Origin of the sequence: Actinomadura livida, from assembly GCF_014648675.1 — a bacterium.
Lineage (GTDB): Bacteria > Actinomycetota > Actinomycetes > Streptosporangiales > Streptosporangiaceae > Spirillospora > Spirillospora livida.
The window spans coordinates 296322-321891 of sequence record NZ_BMRO01000008.1 but is presented as its reverse complement, the minus strand read 5'-3'; the positions used below and the strand labels follow the sequence as shown (position 1 = coordinate 321891).

The following is a 25570-nucleotide window of genomic DNA, read 5'->3' as shown; positions in this document are numbered from 1 at the left end:
CCATGGCGAGACTCAACATCACGCTTCCGGATGAGCTTGCCGCCACGCTGCAGGGGCTCGCCGAGGAGAAGAAGATCGCCTCGGTGTCCGGGTTCCTCGCGGACGGGGCGCGGCTCAAGCTGGCCCTCCTGCGGGACGCGTCCACCATCGACGACCTGTTCGGGCCGCCGAGCCCGGACGAGCAGGCCATGGTGGACCGGCTCGTCGAACGCGGCACCCCGGAGAACCGGGACGTCGCGTGATAACCGGTCACGTCTTCGACGCGACCGCTCTTCTGGACCTCGCCACCGGCAAGACGATCTACGTCCGCGCCCGGCTGCGCGCCTCGATCGCCCAGCACGCCACGATCGTCATACCGGCCACGGCACTCGCCCGCGCCTGGCAGATCGTCCCCGACCACGGGCGGGCCGTCCTCGAACGCCTGCCCGGCATGCAGGTCGTGCACGTCGACGACCTCGACGACGTGATCGCCCAGCAGACCGGGCTGCTCGTCACCGCGAACCCGAACCTGGGCATGGACGCGGCGCAGGCCGCCTGGTCCGCCCGCTGGCGGCGCTGGCCGCTGATCACCGCGGAACCCGACGTGTACGAGAGCGTCCCAGGCGTCCGCGTAGAACAAATCCCGTAACCGCCCCGTACCGGGCTAGGCCGGGGACGCGGTGGTCAGCCAGACCCCGCCTGGGATGCGGACGCCGTCCGGGGTCTCGAACTCCGTCAGGGCGTCCTGCACTTCTCCGCGTATGCGGGCGATGGACGCCGCGTCCACGTCGCGCAGGTTGTGGCGGGTCGGGCCCATGGAGAAGAGGAAGTCGGCGGCGGCCGCCGCGTCGGCGCCGAACGTCATGGGGGCGTCGACCGCGGTCACGTCGATGCCGGTGAACCCCGCGGCCGCGAGCACCTCCCGGATGCGGGCGGGGTCGAGCAGCGATCCCATGCCCGTCGCGGCGGGGGACGCCTCGCGCAGGAACGGCGAGAGCGCGGCGGTGGCGCGGGCGTAGGCGGTGTCCGGGCCGCCCGGCCGCGGGCCGAGGACCGCCAGCCGGCCGTCCGGTGCGAGCGCCCGCCTGAGGTTGGCGAAGGCCGCGACGTGGTCGGTGAAGAACATGACGCCGCCGCGGCTGAGGACGACGTCGAACCCGCCGTCGGGGAACGGATGCACCTGCGCGTCGCCCTGCTCGAAGGCGACGTTCCCGATGCCCTCGGCGGCGGCGTCGCGGCGGGCGCGCTCCAGCATCGGGGCCGAGAGGTCGATTCCGACGACGTTGCCGTCGTGGGCGCGCCGCGCGGCGAGCAGCGTCGTCTGGCCGGTTCCGCAGCCGACGTCGAGGACCCGGTCGCGGGACGCGACACCCGCGGCGGCGAACAGCGGCGCGTTGAACTCGCCCATCATCCCGTTGTAGAGCTCCGGGTGCTCGGCCCAGTGCGCCCCCTCCCACCCGTTCCATGCCTCCGCCTGCTGCCGGTTCACGATGCCTTGCATGTCCCACTCCCTCATTTCACTAGATCTCACCTCTAGAGTCGAACTTTAGATATAAGCTCCAACCATGGCTGAGGTCAAGCGGCGGCGGGACGAGAAGTCCCGGGAGACGCGGCGGCGGATCATCGACGCGGCCGGCGCGCTCTTCGTCGAGCAGGGGTACGGGGCGACGAAGCTCCAGGAGATCGCCGACCGGGCGGGCGTGGCGGTGCAGACGATCTACTTCGTCTTCCGGAACAAGCCCGCGCTGCTCAAGGCGCTGGTCGACGTCGCGATCGCGGGCGACGACGAGCCCGTCCCGACGCTGGGCCGGGCGTGGTTCGCGGAGGTCACGGAGGCGGCCACCGCCGAGGCGGCGCTGGCCGCGCTGGTCGCCGGCACCCGCGGGACGCTGGAGCGCGTCGCGGCCGTCAACGAGATGGTGCGGGCCGCGGCGGCGACCAACCCGGAGATCAGGGAGATGTGGCCGGAACGGGACGACCCCCGGTACACGGTGATCGCGACGGCCGCCGAGTCGCTGACCGGGAAGCCGGGCGCCCGCGCGTCGGTCACCGCCGGCGAGGCGGCGGACGTCCTCTACGGCCTGCTCAGCCCGGAGCTCTTCCTCGTCCTGACCCGCGACCGCGGGTGGCCGCCGGACCGGTGGGAGCGGTGGGTGTACGGCACGCTCCGCACCCAGTTGCTGGACGGCACCGCCGGGGAGGGCGGGTCAGCGCGTTAGCTCCAGCGCCAGCTGCTCGGCGTCCGGCTCCGGGGCCGGTGGCGGTGGCGGGGTGGGGCGGCCTCGGCCGGGCCACCACCAGTTGGCGTGGCCGAGCAGGCTCATCAGTGCGGGCACGAGGACGAGACGGACGATCGTGGCGTCCACCGCGACGGCGACCGCGAGGCCGAGGGCCATCATCTTGATCGTGGGGTCGGGCTGCGGGACGAAGCTGGCGAACACGAAGATCATGATGAGCGCGGCGCAGCTGATCAGCCGCGCGGTGGCCCCGATGCCGATCGCGACGGACTCGTGCGGGTCGCCCGTCCGGTCGTACTCCTCCTTGATCCTGGACAGCAGGAACACCTCGTAGTCCATGGACAGCCCGAAGACCAGGGCGAACATGAACAGCGGCACGAACGACATGATCGGGATGGCCTGGTCCAGGCCCAGCAGCCCGACCCCCCAACCCCACTGGAAGACCGCCGTGACGACGCCGAAGGACGCCCCGATCGACAGCAGGTTCATCAGCGCGGCCTTGATCGGGACGATGACCGACCGGAAGGCGATGACGAGGAGCAGCAGCGCGACGCTCACGACCGCGACGACGACGGTCGGCATGCGGTCCCCGACCGTCTCGGCGATGTCGATGATCGCGGGGTTCTCGCCGCCGAGGTAGATGTCCGCCCCGGGGTTGTCCGCCCGTACCTGGGCCAGCTCCACGTTCCGCAGCCGGTGGACGAGGTCGGTGGTCGTCTCGGCGTGCGGCGCGTCCCGCGGGGTGACCCGCACGACGGCGGTCGTCCCGGTCACCACGGGTTCGCCGGCGAGGACGACACCGGGCGCCTCGGACAGGACGCGTTGCAGCTCCTGCCCGAGGAGGACCGCCCGCTCGTCGGGCTTCTTGTCCGGGTCCGGGGCGCCCTTCGGGCGGGACTCCTCGGCCGGTGGGGACGGGGACGACGTCGCCTGCGGAGCGGCGGGTCCCGTCAGGCCGGCCAGCCCCTGCATCCCGTCGACCGTGGGGACCGCCCTTTCGGGCTTCTCCCGCTCCCCCTTCTCCTGCACCTTCGCGACGACCACGAACGGGCTGAAATGCCCGGCGCCGAACTCCTCGGCGACGATGTCGTACGCCTGCCGGGACTCCATCTCGGGCGACGCCATGCTGTCGGCCATCACCCCGAACCGCAGGCTGAGCGTCGGCACCGACAGGGCCAGCAGGACGAGCGTCGCGACGATCGCGTACGGCCAGGCGTTGCGGTCCACGTGGCGTCCCCACGTCATCCACCGCTGCGAGCTGCGGTCCGGCCGGGTGCGGGGCAGCTTGTACCGGTCGATGCGCTCCCCCAGCGACCCCAGGATGGCGGGCAGCAGGGTCAGCGCGGCGACGACCATCATGGTGACGGCCAGGGCAGTGGTGATGCCGATCCTCCCGACGAACGCGATCCCGGAGAGGAACAGCCCGCAGATCGCGAACACGACGGTGCCGCCGGCGAAGACCACGGCGTGCCCGGCGTGCGCCATCGCGCGCCCGACCGCCGTCTCGACGTCGTCGCCCTCGGCGAGCTGCTGCCGGTAGCGGGTGACGACGAACAGCGCGTAGTCGATCCCGGCGCCGATGCCCAGCATCGCGGCGGCCATCGGCGCGGTCGGCGCGAGCTCGAACATCGACGCCAGGAAATGGATCAGCGAGTACGAGACGGCCAGCGCGCAGAGCGACACCAGGATCGGGATGCCCGCCGCGAAGTACGACCCGAATGCGAGCAGCAGCACGACCATGGCCAGCAGCATCCCGGCGCCCTCCTGCCAGCCGCCTTCCGGCTGGGTGAGGAGCATCGAGACGATCCCGCCGAACTTGACGTCCGCCCCGGCCATCCGCGCCGGTTCGACGGCCTCGTTCAGCTCGTCGAGGTCGGCCTTGCTGACGTCGCTCATCGTCCCGACGTAGTTGAGCCGGACGACGACCGCGTCGTCCGACTTCAGCCCGCCCATCCCCTGGACGTAGGGGTTCTCGACGAACGCGACCCGGTCGAGCCTGGAGATGTTGTCGATCGACTCGCCGATGGCGAGGGCGACGCGCCAGTCCGCGGGGCCGGCCCTAGGAGTCTCGTGGAAGACGACGGTGGAGGTCGGCCCGGTCATCGCCGGGAAGTCCTCGGCGAGCGAGTCGAGGGCGAGCTGGGTCTCGGTGCCGGGCAGGGAGCTCTGCTGGACGAACATGCCGCCGTGCATGATGCCGAGCACGCCGGCGCCGAGGATCGCGACGACCCACAGCTCGAAGACCGCGCGCCGCCGCCGCACGCAGAACCGGCCGAGTTCGCCCAGGAACCGCGCGATCCTGCCGGATTCGTCCGACCGCCCCGCCGTGCCGCGCTCCGCGAATCGCCCCATACTCGCAGAGAACACCTATTGCATGCACTTTTGCAACCGATGCAACTTTGCAGTCGTGGTAACGTCCGTCACATGCAGGGCACGGCCGACGAGCACGATCCCGCGCCGGCGGGCCTGCGCGAGCGCAAGAAGCAGCGCACCCGGCAGGCCATCGCGACCGCCGCGCTGCGGCTGTTCGCCGAGCGCGGCTACGAGGAGACCACGATCGCGGAGATCGCCGCCGCGGCCGACGTGTCGCCCCGCACGTTCTTCAGCTACTTCCCGTCCAAGGAGGACGTGGTCTTCGCGGAGATCGACGACCGGCTCGCCGAGGTGTCCGAGCAGCTGCGCCGCACGCCGGGCGAGACGCCGATGGAGACGATCCGGCGCAGCGTCATCGACGTCCTGGAGGCGCTCGTCGCCGAGCACGGCGAGTACGGGGCCGTGCAGATCGCCCTGATCCAGGAGCGGCCCGGCCTGCGGGCGCAGGCGCTGCACCGGATGATGAACACCCAGGAGCAGATCGAGGCCCTGCTGCGCGACCTGTGCCCCGACCTCGCGGAGGTCGACGCCGTGGCCGCGTCCGGCATGGCGATCGGCGGGATGCAGGCGGTCGTCGCGCACTGCCGCCGCGAGGGCTACGACCCGCTGTCGATGCGCAGGGCCCTCGACCGGGCCGTCGACATCGTGGAGCGCGGCCTCGCCTCGGTCGACGCCCTCACCCGGCCGTCGCTCTAGCGCTAGTCCTCGATCTTGAGGCGGATGCGGCGGAAGCCGCGGCCCTTGTTCTCGACCTTCGCGACCCGGATGCGGCCGATCTGCTTGGTGGAGCCGACGTGGGTGCCGCCGTCCGCCTGCGTGTCGAGTCCGACGATGTCCACGATGCGGACGTCCTGCACCTCGGGCGGCACCAGGTTCGTCGCCGTCCGGATGATGTCGGGGATCTCGAACGCCTCGGCCCGCGGGAGCGTCTTGATGTCGATGCGCCGGTCGGCCTCGACCTCGGCGTTGCACGCGTCCTCGACGGCCTGCTTGAAGCCGGACGGGACCTCGCGCAGGTCGAAATCCATGCGTGCGGTCAGCGGCTCCATATTTCCGCCGGTGACGAGGCAGCCGTAGTCGCGGAAGACCACCCCGCACAGCAGGTGCAGGCCGGAGTGGGTGCGCATCAGCGCGGTGCGGCGGTCGTCCTCTACGGCGCCCCGCACGACGGTGCCGACCGGCGGGACGGGATCGCCCTCCACCGGGATCAGCTCCAGGTCGTCGCCCTTGCGCACCCCGGCGACGCGGGTCTGCACGCCCTGCCACAGCAGGACCCCGTGGTCCGGCGGCTGGCCCCCGCCGCCCGGATAGAACGCCGACCTGTCGAGGACGATCCCCTCGGGGCCCGCGTCGAGGACGACGGCCTCCCATTCGCGCAGTGCCTGGTCGTCCAGTTCCAGCCGGGTCGTTCGCCCATGAACCTCGCTCATGCGCTCACCCTAGGGATCACCAGGGGCCGTAGGGACCCGATCGGTCACCGCGGCCGTTCTTCTTCTTGTAGGGCGCGACCGCCGGGCGGACGTCGGCGAGGTAGATCGCGGCGGCGATGAACGCGGCGACCGGGAGGATGCCGATCAGCAGGCCGATCGGGCTGATGCCGAGCGCCCCGGGCGCGATGGCGTGGGCGCCGCCCACGACCGTCGCGACGATCAGCACGATCATCCACATCTTCTTGCGCCACTTGCCCGCGGCGGAGTACGCGCCCTCCGGGACCGACAGCGAGTCGATCAGCGCCCACGCCTCCATCACGAACGCGATGATCAGCAGCAGCCAGAAGAAGTAGTCCAGGACATTGAAGCCCGACATCGGCGATCAGCGCTCCTGCTCGTTTCGGACGGCGGCTCCACGCCGCGCACACGGGGTCTGACTACCCCAACCCTATGCGCGCCGTCCAGCGTTGACCGGTGCCCCGCCTCCACCGGCGAAAACGGAGCCGCCTGTGGGAGAAGACGAAGGAGCCCGGCCGGGTGTTCCCGGCCGGGCCCCCGATCGAAGCGCGCTCAGGCGCCGTTCTTCTTCGTGGTGGAGCGGGCCTGCGTCCTCGCCTGCGCGGGCTTGCGCGCCTGGGAGGTGCGGGCCTTCGCGCCCGCGGCCGGCTTCGCCTCGGCCTCGGTCAGCTCGGCCACCTCGACGGCCTCGCGGTGCACGACCTTCTTGCCGCGCTCGGCGAGCTCGTCGATGAACCCCGCCGCCCGGGTGCCGAAGTGCGTCGCGTAGGCGACGGCCGCGCCGGGCAGGTCCTTGGCGTCGACGCGCTCCTGGTAGCGGGAGACCTCGCCGCGGTAGCGCTCGACGGTGCCGCGCACCTGGTCGCGGTAGCGGTCGACCGTCTCGCGGACCTCGCCCTGGTACTTCGTCGCGGTCTCGCGGGCACGGCCCTGGTACTTGGTCACGTGCTCCGGGACCTCGCGGATCTTCTCCACCGCGAAGTCACCGGCGCCGGCCACGGCGTACACGGCCTTGCTCTCGCGGAAATTGCTGGCCAGCGTCATCCGACCTCTTCCTTTCCATCATGTTCGGTGTGCTCTGGCATGGCTCGTTCGGGGACATCCGGTGCGTCCGGCACTCGCCCGGCGCGGCCGCGTTCGGCGGCCCGTGCGGCCACCTCGCTCTCGGCCGCGTCGCCGCCGACTTCGGGCTCGGCGTCTCCGCCCGGGAAGATGCCCGCCGCCTCGTTCTCCTTGAGGAACGAGGCGTAGATGTCGAGCAGGACCTGCTTCTGCCGTTCGGTGAGGAGCAGGTCGTCCCGGACCGCCGCCTGGACGTCGGTGTCGGCCTCGCGGTCTTCGAGGATCCCGGCCTGCACGTACAGCGCCTCGGCCGAGATGCGCAGCCCCTTGGCGATCTGCTGCAGGATCTCGGCGCTCGGCTTGCGCAGCCCGCGCTCGATCTGGCTCAGGTACGGGTTGGATATCCCGGACACGTCGGCGAGCTGACGCAGCGAGATCTTCGCCCGCGTCCGCTGCTCCCGGATGTACTCCCCGATGGAGCCGACCTTCGAACTTGCCATGTCTCCACCCTGCGTCATGGTGCTTGCAATTGCAAGCAGTCTAGCTAGCACTCGGCGGTGAGTCCGCTCACATGCCGCCGCACAGGATGGGCGAAATGGGGGAAAAGCTCAGCTGACCTTGGAAGACGGCACCGTCCAGGTGTTGCAGACGGCCAGCCGCCGCCCCTCGTAGCCGGCGACGACCCAGCCCGCGTAGTGGCGTCCCGAGCCGTGGTCGCGCTTCTCGGGCGGCAGCCGCTCGTCGCCGCGGCCGCGCACGTCCCTGATCATGGCGTTGAACTGGTCCTGCGTCATCGGGAGCGTGACCCGCTCGGTACCGAGGAACGCGCCCGCGAAGCACTGCGCCTGCAGCTCGATGCGGCGGCTCGCCTCGTTGCGCCGATCGATGTCGCCGGTGTCCATCAACCGGTTCCCGTAGAGCAGGATCCCGGCCCGGTTCTGGACGTGGTGGCCGTACTCGTGCGCGATGACCCGCGCGAACACCGCCCAGTTGGAGAGCGGCTCACCGCCCGAGGTCTCCACGACGTGCCGGACGCCCACGTACATCGTGTCGTTGGCCGGGCAGTAGAACGCGGACGCGCCGGGGGCAGGGTACGTGCCGCAGGGGCTGCGTCCGGGCTGGTCCCAGAACACGCGGTCGGGCTCGTCGAACCGGATTCCCGCCTTGCGGAACTGCTGGGACCACGAGTTGTCGAGGCAGTCGCTCAGCACGTTCATGAACTGGCGCATCGACGCGCTGCTCGGCTGGATGCCCGGCACGCGGCAGTTCACCGGCGCCGGCGCGCCGGTCTCGTAGAGCTTGCTGCCGACGGCCTGCTCGCGGGCGGACCCGCCTCCGCCGCCCCCGGACGAGATCGGGGGCCGGTTGGTGGTGGCCCCGCCCTGCCCGACGAGGAACGTCGCCCCGAGGATCGCGATGACGGCCGCCGACGTGAGGGCGCCGAGGATGCCGGCGATCGTCCCGCCCGCGCTGCGGCGCGGCGGCGGGCGCATCGGGACGTACCGGTACTGCTGCGGATAAGGCGGCCGCACGGGCGGGCGGCCCGGCGGCCCGTGGGGAGGCGGGCCGTATCCCGGCGGACCGTAGCCCGGCGGACCGTAGCCCGGCGGACCGGGCACGGGCCGGCCGTACGGGGGCGCCGGGGGCCGCCCCTGGGGAGGCGGTGGGGGGTACTGACCAGCCATAGCAGTGAATCATCGCATGCATTCCCGATACCATTTGCGGCCATGTCTGCTCTTGCGCCGTTCTTCCGGGTACGGCCGGTCATCGCGATCCTGTCGGCCGTCGCCCTGCTGCCCGTGATGACCTGCACCGCCGCGGCCGCGCCCGGGCCCGGCGCGCGAGCGGCCGCAGGTCAGGCAGGACAGACGGGGCAGGCAGAGCAGGCAGGGCAGGCGGCGCAGGGCCGGGTGCTGAAGGAGGACGCCGTCCTCACCACCGGCCAGGGCGGCGTGGTCCGCGTCAAGGAGACGATCGTCTACCGGTTCGCCGGCGAGAAGGGCTTCGAGCGGACGTTCCCGACGCGCGAGCACGAGAGCCTGACCGAGGACCGCGTCTACCGGCTGTCGAACCTGCGGGTGAGCAGCCCGGACGGCGGCCCCTCGGAGGTCGGCTCGTCCAGCGAGGACACCAGGACGACCGTCAAGGTGGCCGGCGGGCAGGCGCTGACCGGCGACCACACGGTCGTCCTGGAGTACGACCTGCGCGGCGCGATCACCCGGATGGGGCAGGCCGAGGAGATGCGCTGGCCGGTGATCGGCGGCTGGAAGGTCCCGGTGGACGAGGCGCGCGCCACCGTGGACGCCGGCGCGGCGATCCGCAACGTCAACTGCTTCACCGGGCCGCTCGGCAGCACGATCGGCTGCACGCAGTACTACATGAACCACTCGCACACGCAGGGCGTCTACGCCCAGCAGGGGATGCTGCCCGGCGAGTACGTCACGGTCGTCGCGGGCCTGCCGGCCGGCACGACCGGCGGGCAGGCCATCTACGAGCGGCGGCACACGGTCGCGACCGCGTTCGCCGTCAACGCCGTCACCGGCTCCGCGCTCGCGGCGCTGCTGGTGCTGCTCGTCGGCGGCGTCGCGGCCCTCTACCTGCTGCGCGGGCGCGACGCGCGCGTCGTGGTCAAGAAGGCGGCGGAGGGCGACCACGCGCCGGTCGCGGGGTCGGAGTTCGAGCCGCCGGACGGGGTGCGCCCCGGCCAGATCGGCACGCTGATCGACGAGCAGGCCGACGTCATCGACGTGACCGCGACGATCGTCGACCTCGCCGTCCGCGGCTACCTGCTGATCGAGGAGGAGGACCGGGCCGTCACCGGCCGGCTCGACTGGACGCTGCGGAAGCTGGAGCGGCCCGTCGCCGACCTGCTGCCCTACGAGCGGATCCTGCTGGACGCGCTGCTGACCGCCCCGGACGGCACCGCCCGCGACTCGGTGAAGCTGTCGGAGCTCGGCGGGACGTTCGCCACCAAGCTCGCCCAGGTCAGGTCCGCGATGTACGACGACGTGGTGAAGCAGGGCTGGTTCGCTCGCCGTCCCGACACCGTCCGGTCGCGCTGGACGATCGCGGGCCTCCTCGTCACGGTCCTCGGCATCGGCGGGACCGTCGCGCTGGCGTTCACCACCGAATGGGCGCTCGCCGGGCTCGCGGTGATCATCGCGGGCGCGGCGCTGGCGTACGGCGGCCAGTACATGCCCGCGAAGACGGCGCGCGGCTCGACCGTCCTCGCGCACACGATCGGCTTCCGCGCGTTCCTCGAACGCGGCGTCATCCCGGACGAGGACGAGACGGCGTCCCGGCAGCGGATCGCGCTGTTCTCCCGCTTCCTGCCGTACGCGGTCGTGTTCGACACCGTCGCGACGTGGGCCGAGACGGTCAAGGACGCGGGCGAGCGGGCCGAGGGCGCGGACAACCTCTACTGGTACGAGGGCCCCGCCGAGTGGGACCTGTCGAAGTTCGCCGAGTCGATGCGGACGTTCACCCTCACCACCTCGGGCTCGATCTCGCAGTCCCGCGGCATGTGACGCGGCCCCTGACACACCGGGGGGCGGACCCGCGGTGACCGTCGGGAGGGGTCTCGACGATCACCGCGGGCTCGGACAGCGCCCGCCGGGCGGGGTGCAGGGCCTAGGGGCCGATACCGGCGGGCGCTGCGTTCTCGGGGGAACTGGTCTCGATGGAGGGCATGCTCACCGGCGCCTGCGCAATCGCTTCCCGCCCTTGGCGGACGGCGGCTCGGCCTCGCGGACCCGCCGTTCCTCCCGCTGGACCACCGGAGGGGTGACGGGGTCGCGGCGCGTCCGCTGGGCGGGGCTGCCCCGGATCACGCCGCCCTGGACGGGTCCCCGGTGCGGCATCCCGGCGGGCCCGCCGGGAGTGCGCCGGCTCCAGCGGTGGCGCGAGGTGAGCAGCGTCATCGCGATCCAGACGACGAGGGCCGAGAAGATCACGATGGGCGCGATGACGTAGAGGTAGGCGTCCCCGAGCCGGGTGGAACTGGCGAGCATGGCGGCACCTCCTCGCTCTCGCCCCTACCCGATGGCAGGCGGCTAACCGTCCGTTGACCGCGGGAGTACTCGTCGGGAGTGCGGTGACCCGCCCGTATGATGTCCGACGTCTTACTTGAGGGGGTTTCGGTGGGAGCAGGCAGGGCCTCGTGACGGCGCGGCGCGCCGGGCTGGCCGGTTCGCTGCTGATGATCGTCCTCGTGGCGGTCAGCCTGCGGCCGGCGATCGCCGCGGTCGGGCCGGTGCTCACCGAGATCAGCGACGAGTTCCGGCTGTCCGGCACGGCGGCCGGCGCGCTGACGACGCTGCCGCTGCTGTTCTTCGGCGCGTACGGCCTCGTCGCGCCGTTCCTGGGCAGGGCGCCGCGCGCGGAGACGCTGCTGGTCAGCGCGATGGGGCTGCTCGTCGTGGGGCTGCTCCTGCGGCTGCTGGACGCCCCGTTCCCGCTGTTCGCAGGGTCGCTGGTCGCCGGGATCGCGATCAGCATCGGCAACATCGCGATGCCCTCGATCATCAAGCGGGACCATCCGACGCGGATCACCACGGTCACCGCCGTCTACACGCTGGCCGTGACGAGCGGCGCGTCCCTCTCGTCCGGGCTGGTGGTGCCGGTCGAGAACCTGTTCGACTCGTCGTGGCGGCTGCCGCTGGGCCTGCTGGCGGTCCCCGCGGCGCTGGCGGGGCTGCTGTGGGTGCCGCGGGCGCGCCGGGCGGCGCACGCGGCGCGGTCGGCGCCCCCACCTGCGTCGTCGCGGGGCGTGGCGGCCATGGTCTGGCGCTCCGGCCTGGCCTGGAACGTCACGGTGTTCATGGGCGTGCAGTCCCTGCTGGCGTACGTCGTGCTCGGCTGGCTCCCGACGATCTGCCAGAACCGCGGGATGGACGAGACGTCCGCCGGGTTCGTCCTGGCCCTGTCCGCGGCGATCCAGGCGGCGGGGTCGCTGGCCGTCCCGGTGCTGGCGCGGCGGACGCGCGACCAGCGCCCGCTGGTGCTCACCACGGCGACGCTGACGTTCGTCGGCTTCATCGGGGTGACCTGGGCGCCGATCGGGTCGGTGTGGGTGTGGGCGGTCGTGCTCGGCCTGGGCCAGGGCATCGGGTTCGCCACCGCGCTGTCGTTCATCGGGCTGCGCGCCCACGACGCCCCGGTCGCGGCCCAGCTGTCGGGGATGGCGCAGGGCGTCGGCTACGTCATCGCGGCGCTCGGCCCGCTCGGCGTGGGCGCCCTGCACGACGTCACCGGCGGATGGAGCGTTCCGATCGCCTGCGTGCTCGGCGTCGTCATCGTCATGGCCGTGCCCGGACTGGCGGCGGGCCGCAACCGCACGGTCGGCGACCCCGCGGACGAACCTCCCAATGCGGTTAACACGGGAATTAGCGGACACACCCCTGAATGACCCCGTGCGAGGCCCGTAACACCACCGGGAGGTGGACCGAATGCTCGCCACGATCCTGGCGGACCCGGCCCTGGCCGAGACCGCACCGCGCGGCCCCTGGGTATGGGCGTGGATCATTCCCCTGGTCGCCGTCGTGGGGCTGATCGCCCGCTTCTACATGATGCTGACCGCGTCGTCCCGGCCGATCCACCCGGACCGCAGGAACGACCAGGACAACCACCGCGGCATGGAGCAGGGCGGCACGTACACCTACCGGCCCGGGATGTTCTCCCACAGCTACCCGCCCTCGAAGGAGTCGCAGGCCGAGGAGTTCCGCCACGACAACCCCCAGCCGGGCCGCGAGCCGAAGAACCCGTGGCCGGACGGCCTCCTCTACGAGCAGACGGTGGTCAAGGATGAGTTCGAGGCACTGAAGGGCAAAAGCCCGACAACGTCTAGAAGCCGGTGAAGAGGCCCGAGGTGGGGCGGACGGCGCCCACCACGGTGCCGCCGCCGCGGACCTGGACGATCGACAACTCGTCCAGCACGGCCTTGTCCGTCTGCTCCGCGGCCGGGCCCTCCTCGACGCCCAGCGCGCGCAAAAGGGCGACGGTGACGGGGGTCCGGGCCCGCATGGCGCCGTCGTCGATCTTGATGGCGCCGGCGCGGCCGTCGGCGAACGCGAACGCGTCCACCCCCTCGGCACCGCACTTGACCAGCAGCCCCGGGACGGCCTCCATGAGCCGCCGCTCCTCGCGCCGCGTGCCCGACGTCCACTGCGGATGGGCGCGCATGGCGTCCGCGACGCGCCGTTCCGGCATGCCGGGCCCGGCGAGGACGAGCGCGCGGAACGCCTTCGCCACCCCCACCGTGGACAGGGCGAAGAGCGGCGCTCCGCAGCCGTCGACGCCGACCGCCGTGACCGGCTCCCCCGCGAGCTCCTCGACCGTCTCCCGGACCGCCGCCTGCAGCGGGTGGCCGGGGTCCAGGTACGTCTCCACCGGCCAGTCGGCGGCGACGCAGGTGGCGAGCATCGCGGCGTGCTTGCCGGAGCAGTTCATGCGCATCCGGGAGGCCCCGCCGCCCGACCGCGCGACGTCCTGCTGCTTGGCGGGGTCCAGCGGCCAGCTCTCGGGGCAGCGCAGGTCGGCGGCCCCCAGCCCGGCCCCGGCGAGGATCTTCTCCACCCCCTCCACGTGGAACTCCTCGCCCGAGTGGCTGCCGGCGGCCAGCGCCAGCAGCTCCCCGTCCAGGCCGAGCCCGGACCGCAGCATCGCGACCGCCTGCATCGGTTTGTTCGCCGAGCGCGGGAAGATCGGCACGGCCGGGTCCCCCGCGCGGACCGCGACCGACCCGTCGACGGCGAGGCCGACCGCCGCGCCGCGATGGCGGGACTCCACGAACCCGGACCGTTCCACCTCGGCGAGCACAGGATTGATCATGTGTGCGTCCTGCCCGGTCACCGGGCCTTGATGCCTAGCAGCGCGCGGGCGTCGGCCGAGGTCATCGGCGGGCGCTGGGCAAGCTGGGCGGCCTGCGCCGCCCGCTCCACGAGCTGGGCGTTCGCGGTCACCGGCCGTCCCTTCGCGAAGGTGACCGTGTCCTCCATGCCGACCCGGAGGTGCCCGCCCGCCGACAGGGCCGCGAACAGCACGGGCAGGGACGTCCGCCCGATGCCCGTCGCCGACCACGTCGCGCCCTCGGGCAGGGCCTCGACGGCCGCGACGAGCGTCCGCGCGTCCCCGGGCATGCCGCCGGGGACGCCCATCACCAGGTCGCAGTGGACGTGCCCCCCATAGGGGAGCCCGTGCTTGTCCAGGAGGCGGTGCAGCGCCGCGACCTGCCCCAGGTCGAACAACTCGAACTCTGGGACGACCTCCAGCTCCTGGGTTCGTTGGTAGAGCTCCACCATGAACGGCCAGGGGTTCATGAAGACGTCGTCACCGAAGTTGACCGTCCCGCAGGTGAGCGAGCACATGTCGGGCTCGGCGTCCAGGACGCGCAGCCGGTCCTCGTAGGGGTCGGTGACGGCACCGCCCGTGGACAACTGGACGATCAGTCCCGTGCTCTCCCGCAGCGCCCGCACCGTGTCCCGCAGCCGGGACGGGTCGAGCGTGGGCCGCGCGTCGTCGTCGCGGATGTGCACGTGGATCACGGCCGCGCCGGCGGCCTCGCACTCCTTGGCCGTCTGGACCAGTTCCTCAAGGGTGACGGGCAGGGCGGGGACGTCCGACTTCGCGGACTCCGCGCCCGTGGGCGCCACCGTGATGAGCGTCGTTGCTCCCATACGCGGCAGAATACGCGGCAGAATGCACGTCCATGCGTGCGGTAGTCCAGAGGGTGAGCCAGGCCAGCGTGTCCGTCGAGGGACGGGTCGTGGGCGCGATCGACGGGCCGGGACTGCTGGTCCTCGTCGGCGTGACCCACGACGACGACCCCGGAAAGGCCCGCAGGCTCGCCGCCAAGCTGTGGGGCCTGCGGATCCTCCAGGACGAGAAGTCGTGTTCGGACGTCAACGCCCCCCTGCTCGTCGTCAGCCAGTTCACCCTCTACGGCGACACGCGGAAGGGCCGCCGTCCGACCTGGACGGCCGCCGCCCCCGGCCCGGTGGCCGAGCCCCTGGTGGACGCGGTCGTCAACGAACTGAGGGCTCTCGGCGCGAAGGTCGAGACGGGCGAGTTCGGCGCGGACATGCAGGTGGCGCTCGTCAACGACGGCCCCATCACCCTGATCGTGGAGATCTGACGCGCACCTTGGGACGGGGTCAGCGGAAGCCGTAGACCATCCCCACGAGGGTGGTGACGGTGCCGAGGGCGGCGAGGACGACCATGGAGCGGTCGACCGTGGTGAGGCGTCCGCGCACGTCCGGCGAGTGGACGACGACGCCGGTCTCCGGGTCGGTGTCCTCGTCCCGCTTCTGGAACGGGTTGCGGAGCCCCGCGAGCCGCCAGAGCGCGTCGTTCTTCAGCTGCTGGTGGTTCGGGGCGCAGGCGAACAGCCGGCCCCGGACGCGCTTCGTGCAGGGGTGGCCCTGCCGCTTCAGCACCCGGCACAGCGTCGGCACGAGCAGGAACTCGTACAGGCACCACGTCAGCAACCCGAGGAGCGCGATCCGCCACGACTGGAACCACCAGGCGGCCCCGGCGAACGCGGCGAACAGGGCCCACCACAGCAGCGCGGACTCCCTGCGGGGAAGGCGCCGGGCACCCCGCCGTGCCGCCGGCGGCTCCTGTCTCCCCAGGTTCGGGACCATCGGTAGGAATCCACCTTTCCCGGGCGGCATCCAGTGAGAAATCGTCTGTATCAGACGATATTGCCCCGGGGGTCGGTGAGCTACCCGTGTTTCGCGGGCCGGCGGCGAAGATCGATCTGCGCGTTCGCCCCGGTGTCCGGCGACACCACGACCTCCTGCGCCGCGGCGACCCCGCCCGCCAGCAGCTCGGTGTCCACCGGCACGTTCCGCTTGACCATCGCCAGCGCGACCGGCCCCAGCTCGTGGTGCCGCGCCGCCGACCCGACGAACCCGACGTTCCGCCCGCCGGGGATCTCCACCGGGTCGCCGGGCGCGGGCAGCCGGTCGACGCTGCCGTCCAGGTGCAGGAACACCAGGCGGCGCGGCGGGCGGCCGAGGTTGTGGACGCGGGCGACGGTCTCCTGCCCGCGGTAGCAGCCCTTGTTCAGGTGGACGGCCGTCTCCACGTACCCCGCCTCGTGCGGGATCGTCCGGTGGTCGGTGTCGACGCCGAACCGGGGCCGGTGCTCGGCGATCCGCAGCGCCTCATACGCCCAGATCCCCGCCGGGCGCAGCCCCTCGGGGAACTCGCCCCGCGGCACGACGCGGGTGACGGTCCCGGCGGCGTCGGGCCAGGCGAGCGTCCCGGGCTCGGCCGGGCCGGGGCCGGTGACCACGGCGTGGGACGCGGAGACGTCCTCGACCTCGACGCGGAGCATGAACCGCATGCGGTCGAGGAACTCCACCAGCGGCGCCGCCGACCCGGGCTCCACGTGCGCCCACACGGCCTCGCCGTCGTCGATCAGGAAGAGGTGGTTCTCGATGTGGCCCTTGGCGCCGAGCAGCAGCGCCTCGGTCGGCTCGAACGGCTTCAGCGCGTCGAGGTGCTGGCTCAGCAGGCTGTGCAGCCAGCTCAGCCGGTCGGGCCCGGAGATCCGGACGACGCCCCTGTTGCTCCGGTCGACGAACGCCGCCCCGTCCTCCAGGGCGCGTTGTTCCTGCGAAGGCTCCCCGTAGTGCGCGGCGACCTCCTGGTCGGGCGCGTCGGCGGGGACTGCTCCGGGCGTCTGCAACAGCGGGCTCTCCATGCCACCAGGCTACGTGGCGCGGCAGTCCTTGCAGCGCCCGTAGACCGTGAGGTGGTGCACGTCGGTCTCGAAGCCGAAATCGCGCTGCAGGACGTCGGCCAGACCCGTCGCCGCCCGCGGATCGACGTCCTGGACGGTGTGGCAGCCGCGGCACACCAGGTGGATGTGCTCGGCCTCGGCCGCCAGGTGGTAGTTCGGCGGGCCGTGCCCGAGGTGCGCGTGCTTGACGAGGCCGAGCTCTTCGAGCAGCTCGAGCGTCCGGTAGACGGTGGAGATGTTCACGCCGCGGGCGGTGCGCTGGACCTCGGTGCAGATCTCCTCCGGGGTCGCGTGCTCCAGGTTGGTGACCGCCTCAAGGACCAGCTGGCGCTGGGGCGTGACGCGGTACCCCTTCGCCCGCAGTTCCTCCTGCCACGACTCGACCATGCCCCAAGTCTAGAACCCGGTTCCGGGTGCGGCCCCCCGCCGCGGATTCCGCCGAGGGAAAACCGGCTTGCCTGCGCGCGAGGCGCTCGCATAGCGTGCGTGATACGCGCGAAAGGAGGTGGTCCAAGAAATGATTGACTCTAGGACTCGCGAGGTGGCTGTCCGCTAGTCGCCGTCCCGCCTCGGCGCCGCCGCTCCGGCGGTGGCAACCGGTCGCGACGGCGACCGGCGAATACCAGGCAGACACCCGGTCCCCGGACCGATGGACCCGTCCTGTCCATCACCCGCCCGAGCGGGAAGGTTCGGGGATCGTTCATGTCCGGGGGCCTGCGGGTGAGCCTCAGCCGACCCGCTTGAGCTGGGCGGACAGGTGCGACTGGAGGTCCTGCCCCATCGCCGCCATGTCGTAGGCCCAGCCGAGGTCCTCGCCGATCATCCCGTACAGGCGGTGCCCGCCCGTCACCTCCTTCGCCGACTCCGTGCGGGCGACGACGTCCGTGTGCAGCTCGACCCGCGTGAACGCCACGTTCCCGACGTAGATCTCGACGATGCCCGTGGGGTGCGCCAGCGTGACCTCGACCTTGTGGTCGGGACGCGGCCGCCAGTAGCCCGTCTCCATGCCCAGCGGGCGCCCGAGCGTGCCGTCCTCCTCGATCATCCATGTGCGGCTGGCGTAGATGAGGAACGGCTTCCCGACGTGGGTGAACGACATCTCCTGGCCGAAGTTGAACGACTCGATCGTGGGATAGCCGCCGACGCCGGCTCCCTCCCAGGTGCCGAGGAGGAACTTCAGCGGCTCAAGGTCCGGGTGCAGCTCAGGATCCATGGGCACCGAGCGTAGCGGCGCGCCCGCCGCCGCGCCGCCGGGTCGCCGTCCGCCCGCCGCCGGACCGCTACTTCAGCCGGCCGAGCCGGATCACCAGCAGGACGGCGGCGACCGCCATCAGCCCGAGAACGAGGACGAGGATCCCGGCGTTCACCATCCCACTCATAGCGCGATGCTACGGGGGCACCGGGGCTAGAGTGCGGTTATGGCGAGACCACTGGTGATCAAGGTCACGGCGGGGGCCGACGCACCCGAGCGCTGCAACCAGGCGTTCACGGTGGCCGCCGCCGCCGCGGCGAGCGGCGTGCCCGTCTCCCTCTGGCTGACCGGCGAGTCCGCGTGGTTCGCGCTGCCGGGGCGGGCGGCGGGGTTCTCACTCCCGCACGCCACTCCCCTGGACGACCTTCTCGCCGTGGTCCTCTCCGCGGGGCGCGTCACCCTCTGCACCCAGTGCGCGGCCCGGCGCGACATCGGCCCGGACGACGTCCTCCCGGGCATCCGCATCGCCGGGGCGCCGACCTTCGTCGAGGAGATCACGACCGACGGGGTCCAGGCGCTCGTCTACTGACGCGGCGCGGGCCGTCGTGAAAGCCGTCGTGAGGGCGAGGACGAGACCGGCCGCGGTGGCACCGGCGAGGCCGAGCATGAGGTCGCCGATGGTGTCGCGGTAGATGGACACGGTCTCGGGGGTGTCGAGGATGAAGACGCCGTACTCGAAGAACTCCCACAGGATCGCCGCCGCGGCGCTCATGCCGGTGCAGCACAGCGCGAGCGTCCAGGACGTGATGCCGCCCCAGCGCCGCAGGGCCAGGCCGCCCGCCGCGCAGAGCAGCGCCCAGTTCCCGAAGTGGCACGCGTCGTCGAACCACGTCACGGTGTCGTACAGGTCGGCGGCGTTCCCCGCGACGTCGATGAGGAACGGGACCGTCACGAGGAGGTCGATGTCCCACGGGAACGCCCTGCCCTGGCCCCGCAGCGCCCAGATCAGGGTGACGAGCATGACGGCGGCGGGGTAGGCGGCCACGCGGACGCCCATCGCCTTGTCCGCGAACCGGTCCCACTCGGGGAAGGCCACGGCGAGCGCGAGGAGGGCGGCCAGGGCCGCCTTGGCGAGAAGGGCGAGGGGACGCCAGCGCGAAGTATCCATGCCCGCAGCCTGCCGCCCGCCCGCCGCGGCCACATCGGCGCAAGTACTCAGCCGCACCTGGGTGAATCACCCGGTTCCAGGGGCGGCCGGGTGCGCTTCACGCCCTGGTAAGGCTCCGTCCGCCGCCCGGTCTCCCGGGTGTCACCGCGCATTCGACGGTAGAACAGCCGCAGAACGGATATACGACAGCCGACACCTCGCACCGAGTGGAGCCACCGCATGGTCGACATTTCCGCATGGGCCTGGACCGCGACGATCGCATTGATCGTCGGGCTCTTCGTGCTCGACCTCCTGGTCGCCGTCCGGCGGCCGCACGCGGTCGGCATGCGGGAGGCGACCTTCTGGTCGGTGTTCTACGTCGCCGTCGCGCTGCTGTTCGGCCTCGCCCTGTGGATGCTCGTCGGCTCGACGGCGGGCACGGAGTACTTCTCCGGCTACGTCGTCGAGAAGAGCCTGTCGGTCGACAACCTCTTCGTGTTCGTGATCATCATGGCGCGGTTCGAGGTGCCGGACGAGTTCCAGCAGAAGACCCTGCTGTTCGGCATCGCCGCCGCGCTCGTCCTGCGGGCCGTCCTGATCGCGGTCGGCGCCGCGGCGATCAGCCTGTTCTCCTTCACGTTCCTGATCTTCGGCCTGGTGCTGATCTGGACGGCGATCCAGCTCATCCGGCACCGCAACGAGGAGCCGGACGTCGAGGAGAACTTCCTGGTGCGCCGCGCCCGCAAGCTGTTCCCGATCAGCGACGACTACCACGGCGGCCGGATGCTCGCCCGGGAGAACGGCCACCGCGTCGCGACCCCGCTGCTGATCGTGTTCGTGGCCATCGGGAGCACGGACCTGCTGTTCGCCCTCGACTCCATCCCGGCCGTGTTCGGCGTGACGAGCGAGCCGTTCATCGTCTTCACCGCCAACGCGTTCGCCCTACTCGGGCTGCGCGCCCTGTACTTCCTCGTCGAGGGCCTGCTGGACCGCCTGGTCTACCTGACGATCGGGCTCTCCTCGATCCTCATCTTCATCGGCGTGAAGCTGATCCTGCACTTCCTGCACGAGGACGTCTCCAAGTCGATCCCGGAGATGCCGACGCCGCTCTCGCTGGGCGTGATCCTCCTGATCCTGGTCGTGACGACCGTCGCCAGCCTGCTCCGCGTCCGCACCCACCCGGAGGAGAAGGCCAAGCCCGGCTCGCTCCGCGCGGCCACGAAGAAGGAGCCCCGCGAGGAGAACACCGCCAACCCCTGACCCGCGGCCGCCAAACCGTTGACTTGCGGCATGTTGTTGTTATCCGGCCCGCGATAACAACAACATGCCGCAAGTCAACGGATCTGGTGGACGGGGACGCGGTTGGTCAGCCCATCGTCTTCGCGCCGTCCAGGGACTCGCGGATGATGTCGGCGTGCCCTGCGTGCTGGGCCGTCTCGGCGATGATGTGCAGGAAGACCTGCCGGACCGACCGGTGCGTGTCCTGGAACCACGGCGCCTTCGGCAGCGGCTGGGTCGCGTCCAGGTCGGGCAGTGTGGCGACCAGTTGGTCGGTGCGGCGGGCGACCTCGGCGTAGGCGTCGAGCACGCCGGCCAGCGTCTCGCCGGGCAGCATCCGGAACTCGTCGGCCCGCCGGGCGAAGTCCTCCTCGGTCATGTCGTCGAAGTCGCCCATCGCGGACGGGCCCTCCAGGATGAAGTCCACCCAGCCGCGCTCGGTCGCGGAGACGTGCTTGATGAGGCCGCCGAGGCACAGCTCACTGGCGGTCGTCCGCAGCCCGGCCTGCTCGTCGCTGAGGTCGCGGGTCGTGAAGCGCAGGAAGTGCCGGTGCTTGGCCAGCATCGTCAGCAGGTCGGCGCGCTCGCCGGTGGGCGGCGCGGCCAGGTCACGGGTGTCCGGGTTCTCGGTCGTCGCGTTCACAGTCATGGCCTCCGCCTTCGATCACTTTGCTCCGTCGGACGAACACCACGTTAGGGACCGTAGCGGCCACTTTCTGACCTGAAGTGCCGGAGAATCGAAGACATGGCGAACACCAGCGACCGGACGCTCCGTCTGCTGTCCCTGCTGCAGACCCACCGCTACTGGCCCGGCGCCGAGCTGGCCGACCGGCTGGGCGTCTCCGTCCGCACCCTGCGCCGGGACATCGACCGGCTGCGCGAGCTGGGCTACCCGGTCCACGCCCAGCGCGGCATCGAGGGCGGTTACCAGCTGGCCGCGGGCGCGACGCTGCCGCCGCTGGTGATCGACGACGAGGAGGCCGTCGCGCTCGCGGTCGGGCTCCAGGCCGCGGCGCAGGGCGCGGTGGCGGGCATCGCCGAGTCCTCGGTGCGCGTGCTGGCCAAGGTCGTCCAGGTCATGCCGGCGCGGCTGCGCCACCGGGTGGAGGCGCTGCGCGCGGTGACGGTGCCCGCGGAGTGGGGCCGCCCGGCCGGGGCGGACATCGACTCCGCCGTCCTCACCACCATCGCGCTGGCCTGCCGCGACAGCGAACGGCTCCGCTTCGCCTACACCGACGCCCAGGGCCGGGCGTCCGACCGGCACGTCGAGCCGCACCGGCTGGTGCCGGTCGGACGGCGCTGGTACCTGGTCGCGTACGACCTCGTCCGGCACGACTGGCGCAGCTTCCGCGTCGACCGGCTCAGCGGCCCGGACGGGACCGGCGCCCGGTTCCGCCCCCGCGAGCTGCCCGCCGCGGACGCCGCCGAGTTCGTCAGCGGCAGCCTGCGGGAGCCGCCGCGCTCCTACCGGGTGGAGGTGCTGGTCGACGCCCCGGCCGCCGACGTGCGGAAACGGATCGGCCGCTGGTGCGCCGTCGAGGAGATCGACGCCGAGCGCTGCCGGGTGCGGATGACCTCCGACACCCTGGACTGGCCCACCATGGCGATGGGCGTGGTCGGCGCCGACTTCCAGGTCGTGGAGCCACCGGAACTGCTCGACCAGTTCGACGACTGGGGAGAACGCTTCACCCGCGCCGCATCCCCCCACCGGCAGACGGAGCGCTGACGGCGGTGTGAGGCGCGGCATCGCGGGCGTCGCCGCTCGCTACGGTGTCGAGTTCCTCGGACCGGCCGCGGTTGCCGGACGTCCGGTGAACTCTGGCTTTTCCGGGTGCGGGGGCCGGCCGTGCTCGCGCGGGGGGCGGCCTTCGGTGGGCGGGTCAGTTGCTCGCCATCGCCCGGGGACGGCCTGACGGAGGCGGGGCCTGGGGTGCGAGCAGGCGGTCCATCAGCACGTGGAGGTGCCGCCGGAAAGACTCGACGGCGACCGGGTCGTCGGCCCTGCGGATGCCCCGGGGACGGTCGAGGAGGCCCGAGCCGAGGAAGCCGTGCACGCACCAGACCATCGTGCCGAGCAGGTAGTAGGTGTCGACGTCGGGCGGCACCAGGCCCTTGATCTTGGCGGCCACCAGGTCGAACAGGGGCCGGGCATAGCGGTCCTCGAGCTCGGACAGGTCGGCGGCGTCGGCGACCCAGCGGTGCGCCCACAGCGCACGGTTCTGCGGGTTCGCGACGTGGAAGTCCAAGTAGGCGTCCATGATCTCGTGCACCGCGGCCCGGCCGCCGCCGGCCTGCGCCACGGCCGCGTCCAGCATCTCCCACTCCGCCTCGAACGCCTGCCGCATGACCTCCATGTAGAGCGTGCGCTTGTCCCCGACGACCTTCATGATCGTCGAGGTGCTCACGCCCAGCGCATCGGCGATGAGCTGCAGGGGCGTGCTGTCGTAGCCGAGCTCTCCGAACAACCGGGCCGCGCCGTCGATGACGCGCTGACGTGGAATGAGATTGGACATCCCGCCACATTAGGCGCACTACGCCCAGGTCAGGCGCGGCGAAGACCAATGGCGTCTCAAATCATCGGAAAGCTTCTTCAGTCCGGCGTTTACCAGGGCTCGACCGCCGCGTGCCAGCGTGCGCGGTGCCCGCCCGGTGTCACATCTAGCCGGGCCGCCCCGTCAGTACGGGTGAACAGACGACACCGTAAGGAGAGCACCGTGGACGCTCGCTTGGACTACTTCGCATCCGCCTTCCTGCCCAAGCTGATGAAGCACCTCCAGTCGGCCGACAAGATCGTCCGGAACTCACCGCTGCCGGTCACGACCCAGGAGCTGGTGAAGATCCGCGTCAGCCAGATCAACGGCTGCGGCTTCTGCGTCGACATGCACACCAAGGACGCCGCCCATGCCGGGGAGACCCCGTTGCGGGTCAACCTGGTCGCGGCCTGGCGGGAGGCCACGGTCTTCACCGAGGCCGAGCGGGCGGCCCTGGAGGTCGCCGAGGAGGGCACCCGCATCGCCGACGGGGCCGGCGGCGTCTCGGACGAGGTCTGGGCGAACGCCGCCAAGCACTACGACGAGGAGCAGCTCGCCGCCCTGGTGTCCCTCATCGCCCTCCTCAACACGTGGAACCGCATGAACGTCATCACCCGGCAGCCCGCCGGCGGCTACGAGCCGGGCATGTGGGACTGACCGCCTAGCCCCGGCGGCTACGAGGAGGAACCGCCATGGCGGGACGACCGTCCCGCCATGGCCCGCGTCCTCGCGGACGCACCGGCCGACATGCTGCACGTGGTCGGCGTCCGCGAGCCGCCGTGGTTCGAGGGCGCCGGGGGCGGCGGGGTGCGGCGGCGGAACAGCCACTCCGCCCTCGGCTCGATCAGGCAGCGGGTGGCCCGGACGACCGGCGGGGTGCACAGCAGGGTGGCCACCGCCGCGGCCGCGATGGCGCTGATCAGCACCCCCGGGACGGTCTGCACGAAAGCGGTCCGGTGGAGACCGAAGTAGACCACGGTCATGACGCCGAGGCCGTGCAGCAGGTAGGCGTACAGGGTCTTGGTGCCGAACGGGGTGAACCAGGTCCGCCGGCTGGGGACCAGCGACAGGACGGCCCCGGCGAGAAGCGTCGCGAGGGTCAGCACGCCCAGGTGGATGAAGACTCCGGGGAAGGCCCTGACGCCCAGCCACTGGTAGCCCCGGTCCCAGTAGGTCCAGTACTCGGGGACGTAGCGTCCGCCCGTGTAGTAGAAGGTGACGCCCGCGGCCAGGACGAGGACGCCGACCGCGGACATCCCGGGCTTCTTCAGGAACTTGATGTGCTTGCGCTGCAGGCACACGCCCAGGACGAAGAACGGGAGCAGCGCGAGGAGCCGCCGGAGCGTCAGCTCGTGGGGCATCTCGTGGGTGTAGGAGATGAGGGTGAGCGCCACGGCGATCGCCAGCGGCCAGCGGACGTTCCGCCAGAACGGAACGGTCAACCGCCAGATGATCACCGACATCAGGAACCACATCAGGTACGTCGGCAGCAGGATCTGCAGGTTGAAGGCGGCCGCACCGGTGGCCCACGCGTAGGTGGCGTAGAACAACTCGAATATCAGGTAGGGCAGAGCGAGCCCGGTCACCAGCCCGCGCACCTTGGAGTCGTCGAACACGAAGTTGCGCGCCAGATGACCTGTGATGATGATCAGCAGCGGCATCCGGAAGGTCTGCAGCAGCAGCACCGCGGGATGTGTCGCGTCATTCGGGGGGAACAGGGTCACCGTGTGCCCGACGACGACGAGGACCACGGCAAGAAAGCGGGCGTTATCGAAGAAGGGATCCCGATCCTTCTTGCTCTCCGCAACCTCGGCCGACTTAACAAGCTTGACGTCGTACCCCATGAAACTCCGGGTCTCGATCCGCCTACCGGGGATATTTTCGCGTTGGCTCGGCCACGTTACCGGCTGACCACGGGTGCCCAACTCCGCCCCCGCCGCATCGGCCGCCCCGCGAGCCCCGCCTGCCACCGACAGGAGCACACCCGGATCGACTCGACCACGTCACTGCGAAGACCCCGCCCCTGCCCTACCACGCGCTTACAACCCGCCAGCCCCACACACCACACCAGCGTGACAAGGAGGCTACGCGATCCCAACCCCACCCGAACCACCTTCCGAGCTTTCACCCCCCACACCGCCGAGCGGGGCCGTTCGCAGCCTCGGCGAGACACGTCGTTGTCCTTAACTATTTGTGAGCTTCTTCACGGAGCAACGAAGTCGTTGCGGCTCCATGGCGAGCCCGGGGCCGCGAACTCCTCGCCATCTCGGATGGCCACCGAGTTGCAGCCTTGCTTGGATCCATCTTTCTTCAATGATCTTTCGTATCAGCGCTCGGGTCTCTCTCACGCTGAGCGCCTCCGCCTGAGGACCGGCGAGCGTTTCAAGGTGGCCAGGTCTTCGGGATCTGCGCTGGTGAGCGCATGCGACCCAGTCACGATGTACGACACCTCGCCGCGTCGATAGCGAAGGCCCCCCGCACCTCCTCACGTCGACGGACAGGAGAACTCGCAGCCCGATGCCGTCTCGGTACGAGTTCGGCACCAGCTCGCCGATACAAGCGTCTATATAATTGCGCC

The 25570-nt window shown here is 71.4% G+C and carries 29 protein-coding genes and 1 pseudogene; 12 read left to right on the top strand and 18 right to left on the bottom strand.

All coding sequences use genetic code 11. The features are described from left to right. The first annotated feature begins 2 nt into the window (after window positions 1-2). On the top strand, window positions 3-242 hold the full coding sequence (locus tag IEZ03_RS21165; protein ID WP_131954661.1) for a ribbon-helix-helix domain-containing protein: 240 nt from the start codon (window positions 3-5) through the stop codon (window positions 240-242). Continuing rightward, window positions 239-628, top strand: coding sequence for a hypothetical protein (locus tag IEZ03_RS21160; RefSeq protein WP_184880629.1), 390 nt, complete (start codon window positions 239-241; stop codon window positions 626-628). The genes IEZ03_RS21165 and IEZ03_RS21160 overlap by 4 nt, the downstream gene beginning before the upstream one ends. Before the next feature lie 15 nt (window positions 629-643). On the opposite strand, the gene IEZ03_RS21155 is transcribed toward IEZ03_RS21160, so the two are convergent. Continuing rightward, the gene (locus IEZ03_RS21155; RefSeq protein WP_184880627.1) at window positions 644-1480 is read right to left on the bottom strand and encodes a class I SAM-dependent methyltransferase; all 837 of its coding nucleotides are present in this window, start codon (window positions 1478-1480) and stop codon (window positions 644-646) included. 64 nt (window positions 1481-1544) lie between these two features. Between IEZ03_RS21155 and IEZ03_RS21150 the strand changes: the two genes are divergently transcribed. Continuing rightward, entirely contained in the window at window positions 1545-2198 is a 654-nt protein-coding gene (locus IEZ03_RS21150) for a TetR/AcrR family transcriptional regulator (protein ID WP_184880625.1), read from the top strand. Here IEZ03_RS21150 and IEZ03_RS21145 read toward each other — a convergent pair. Further along, complete coding sequence (locus IEZ03_RS21145) at window positions 2187-4568, bottom strand: MMPL family transporter (protein WP_184880623.1); 2382 nt, start codon at window positions 4566-4568, stop codon at window positions 2187-2189. The genes IEZ03_RS21150 and IEZ03_RS21145 overlap by 12 nt on opposite strands. A gap of 72 nt (window positions 4569-4640) precedes the next feature. Here IEZ03_RS21145 and IEZ03_RS21140 point away from each other — a divergent pair, with 72 nt between their 5' ends. After that, window positions 4641-5285 (top strand): TetR/AcrR family transcriptional regulator, encoded by a 645-nt coding sequence (locus IEZ03_RS21140; RefSeq protein ID WP_184880621.1) that lies wholly within the window; start codon window positions 4641-4643, stop codon window positions 5283-5285. A gap of 2 nt (window positions 5286-5287) precedes the next feature. Here the strand turns inward: IEZ03_RS21140 and IEZ03_RS21135 are convergent, their stop codons facing one another. From IEZ03_RS21135 to IEZ03_RS21115, 5 genes are all read right to left on the bottom strand, one after another. Next, entirely contained in the window at window positions 5288-6019 is a 732-nt protein-coding gene (locus IEZ03_RS21135) for an alanyl-tRNA editing protein (RefSeq protein WP_184880619.1), read from the bottom strand. 16 nt (window positions 6020-6035) lie between these two features. Next, window positions 6036-6395: a DUF2516 family protein gene (locus IEZ03_RS21130; protein WP_132054354.1), complete on the bottom strand. Its 360-nt coding sequence runs from the start codon at window positions 6393-6395 to the stop codon at window positions 6036-6038. 194 nt (window positions 6396-6589) lie between these two features. After that, window positions 6590-7081: a hypothetical protein gene (locus IEZ03_RS21125; RefSeq protein WP_184880617.1), complete on the bottom strand. Its 492-nt coding sequence runs from the start codon at window positions 7079-7081 to the stop codon at window positions 6590-6592. Continuing rightward, the gene (locus IEZ03_RS21120) at window positions 7078-7599 is read right to left on the bottom strand and encodes a helix-turn-helix domain-containing protein (RefSeq protein ID WP_281399819.1); all 522 of its coding nucleotides are present in this window, start codon (window positions 7597-7599) and stop codon (window positions 7078-7080) included. Before IEZ03_RS21120 ends, IEZ03_RS21125 begins: the two co-directional genes overlap by 4 nt. A gap of 108 nt (window positions 7600-7707) precedes the next feature. Further along, window positions 7708-8718 carry a neutral zinc metallopeptidase gene (locus IEZ03_RS21115; RefSeq protein ID WP_229808443.1) on the bottom strand — a complete coding sequence of 337 codons (1011 nt, stop codon included), beginning with the start codon at window positions 8716-8718 and terminating at the stop codon, window positions 7708-7710. A gap of 108 nt (window positions 8719-8826) precedes the next feature. Between IEZ03_RS21115 and IEZ03_RS21110 the strand changes: the two genes are divergently transcribed. Then, window positions 8827-10626, top strand: coding sequence for a DUF2207 domain-containing protein (locus IEZ03_RS21110; protein WP_184880615.1), 1800 nt, complete (start codon window positions 8827-8829; stop codon window positions 10624-10626). A gap of 165 nt (window positions 10627-10791) precedes the next feature. On the opposite strand, the gene IEZ03_RS21105 is transcribed toward IEZ03_RS21110, so the two are convergent. Continuing rightward, entirely contained in the window at window positions 10792-11109 is a 318-nt protein-coding gene (locus tag IEZ03_RS21105) for a hypothetical protein (RefSeq protein WP_184880613.1), read from the bottom strand. Window positions 11110-11258: 149 nt separating this feature from the next. On the opposite strand from IEZ03_RS21105, the gene IEZ03_RS21100 reads away from it, so the two are divergent. Both IEZ03_RS21100 and IEZ03_RS21095 read left to right on the top strand, forming a co-directional pair. Continuing rightward, complete coding sequence (locus IEZ03_RS21100; protein WP_184880611.1) at window positions 11259-12506, top strand: CynX/NimT family MFS transporter; 1248 nt, start codon at window positions 11259-11261, stop codon at window positions 12504-12506. 40 nt (window positions 12507-12546) lie between these two features. Beyond that, a complete protein-coding gene (locus tag IEZ03_RS21095; RefSeq protein ID WP_184880609.1) occupies window positions 12547-12954 on the top strand; it encodes a hypothetical protein in 408 nt (135 codons plus the stop codon). On the opposite strand, the gene IEZ03_RS21090 is transcribed toward IEZ03_RS21095, so the two are convergent. Further along, window positions 12941-13927 carry an asparaginase gene (locus IEZ03_RS21090; protein WP_184880607.1) on the bottom strand — a complete coding sequence of 329 codons (987 nt, stop codon included), beginning with the start codon at window positions 13925-13927 and terminating at the stop codon, window positions 12941-12943. The genes IEZ03_RS21095 and IEZ03_RS21090 overlap by 14 nt on opposite strands. Before the next feature lie 17 nt (window positions 13928-13944). Then, window positions 13945-14772, bottom strand: a complete 828-nt coding sequence (locus IEZ03_RS21085) for a beta-keto acid cleavage family enzyme (protein WP_184880605.1) — start codon at window positions 14770-14772, stop codon at window positions 13945-13947. A 32-nt stretch (window positions 14773-14804) separates the two neighbouring features. Here IEZ03_RS21085 and dtd point away from each other — a divergent pair, with 32 nt between their 5' ends. After that, window positions 14805-15230 (top strand): D-aminoacyl-tRNA deacylase, encoded by a 426-nt coding sequence (dtd, locus tag IEZ03_RS21080; RefSeq protein WP_184880603.1) that lies wholly within the window; start codon window positions 14805-14807, stop codon window positions 15228-15230. A 19-nt stretch (window positions 15231-15249) separates the two neighbouring features. On the opposite strand, the gene IEZ03_RS21075 is transcribed toward dtd, so the two are convergent. The 4 genes from IEZ03_RS21075 to IEZ03_RS21060 all read right to left on the bottom strand — a co-directional run bounded on the left by IEZ03_RS21075 (window position 15250) and on the right by IEZ03_RS21060 (window position 18057). Beyond that, window positions 15250-15738, bottom strand: coding sequence for a hypothetical protein (locus IEZ03_RS21075; RefSeq protein WP_184880601.1), 489 nt, complete (start codon window positions 15736-15738; stop codon window positions 15250-15252). Window positions 15739-15818: 80 nt separating this feature from the next. Then, window positions 15819-16805 carry a CAF17-like 4Fe-4S cluster assembly/insertion protein YgfZ gene (gene ygfZ, locus IEZ03_RS21070; protein ID WP_184880599.1) on the bottom strand — a complete coding sequence of 329 codons (987 nt, stop codon included), beginning with the start codon at window positions 16803-16805 and terminating at the stop codon, window positions 15819-15821. 9 nt (window positions 16806-16814) lie between these two features. Continuing rightward, window positions 16815-17231, bottom strand: coding sequence for a Fur family transcriptional regulator (locus IEZ03_RS21065; RefSeq protein WP_184880597.1), 417 nt, complete (start codon window positions 17229-17231; stop codon window positions 16815-16817). Between the two features lie 340 nt (window positions 17232-17571). Further along, window positions 17572-18057, bottom strand: a complete 486-nt coding sequence (locus IEZ03_RS21060; protein WP_132052263.1) for a heme-binding beta-barrel domain-containing protein — start codon at window positions 18055-18057, stop codon at window positions 17572-17574. A 205-nt stretch (window positions 18058-18262) separates the two neighbouring features. On the opposite strand from IEZ03_RS21060, the gene IEZ03_RS21055 reads away from it, so the two are divergent. Then, window positions 18263-18625, top strand: coding sequence for a DsrE family protein (locus tag IEZ03_RS21055; protein ID WP_184880595.1), 363 nt, complete (start codon window positions 18263-18265; stop codon window positions 18623-18625). A gap of 42 nt (window positions 18626-18667) precedes the next feature. Here the strand turns inward: IEZ03_RS21055 and IEZ03_RS39020 are convergent. Continuing rightward, window positions 18668-19204: pseudogene (locus tag IEZ03_RS39020) on the bottom strand (DUF2238 domain-containing protein); the annotation flags it as partial. A 219-nt stretch (window positions 19205-19423) separates the two neighbouring features. On the opposite strand from IEZ03_RS39020, the gene IEZ03_RS21050 reads away from it, so the two are divergent. Then, window positions 19424-20443 carry a TerC family protein gene (locus tag IEZ03_RS21050; protein WP_184880593.1) on the top strand — a complete coding sequence of 340 codons (1020 nt, stop codon included), beginning with the start codon at window positions 19424-19426 and terminating at the stop codon, window positions 20441-20443. A 106-nt stretch (window positions 20444-20549) separates the two neighbouring features. Here IEZ03_RS21050 and IEZ03_RS21045 read toward each other — a convergent pair whose 3' ends face one another. Further along, complete coding sequence (locus tag IEZ03_RS21045) at window positions 20550-21110, bottom strand: DinB family protein (protein ID WP_184880591.1); 561 nt, start codon at window positions 21108-21110, stop codon at window positions 20550-20552. 96 nt (window positions 21111-21206) lie between these two features. Here IEZ03_RS21045 and IEZ03_RS21040 point away from each other — a divergent pair, with 96 nt between their 5' ends. After that, complete coding sequence (locus IEZ03_RS21040; protein ID WP_184880589.1) at window positions 21207-22187, top strand: helix-turn-helix transcriptional regulator; 981 nt, start codon at window positions 21207-21209, stop codon at window positions 22185-22187. Window positions 22188-22341: 154 nt separating this feature from the next. Here IEZ03_RS21040 and IEZ03_RS21035 read toward each other — a convergent pair whose 3' ends face one another. Further along, the gene (locus IEZ03_RS21035; RefSeq protein WP_184880587.1) at window positions 22342-22974 is read right to left on the bottom strand and encodes a TetR/AcrR family transcriptional regulator; all 633 of its coding nucleotides are present in this window, start codon (window positions 22972-22974) and stop codon (window positions 22342-22344) included. 201 nt (window positions 22975-23175) lie between these two features. On the opposite strand from IEZ03_RS21035, the gene IEZ03_RS21030 reads away from it, so the two are divergent. After that, entirely contained in the window at window positions 23176-23649 is a 474-nt protein-coding gene (locus IEZ03_RS21030) for a carboxymuconolactone decarboxylase family protein (protein WP_184880585.1), read from the top strand. 17 nt (window positions 23650-23666) lie between these two features. On the opposite strand, the gene IEZ03_RS21025 is transcribed toward IEZ03_RS21030, so the two are convergent. After that, the gene (locus IEZ03_RS21025) at window positions 23667-24836 is read right to left on the bottom strand and encodes an acyltransferase family protein (RefSeq protein ID WP_184880583.1); all 1170 of its coding nucleotides are present in this window, start codon (window positions 24834-24836) and stop codon (window positions 23667-23669) included. Window positions 24837-25570: the final 734 nt, after the last annotated feature.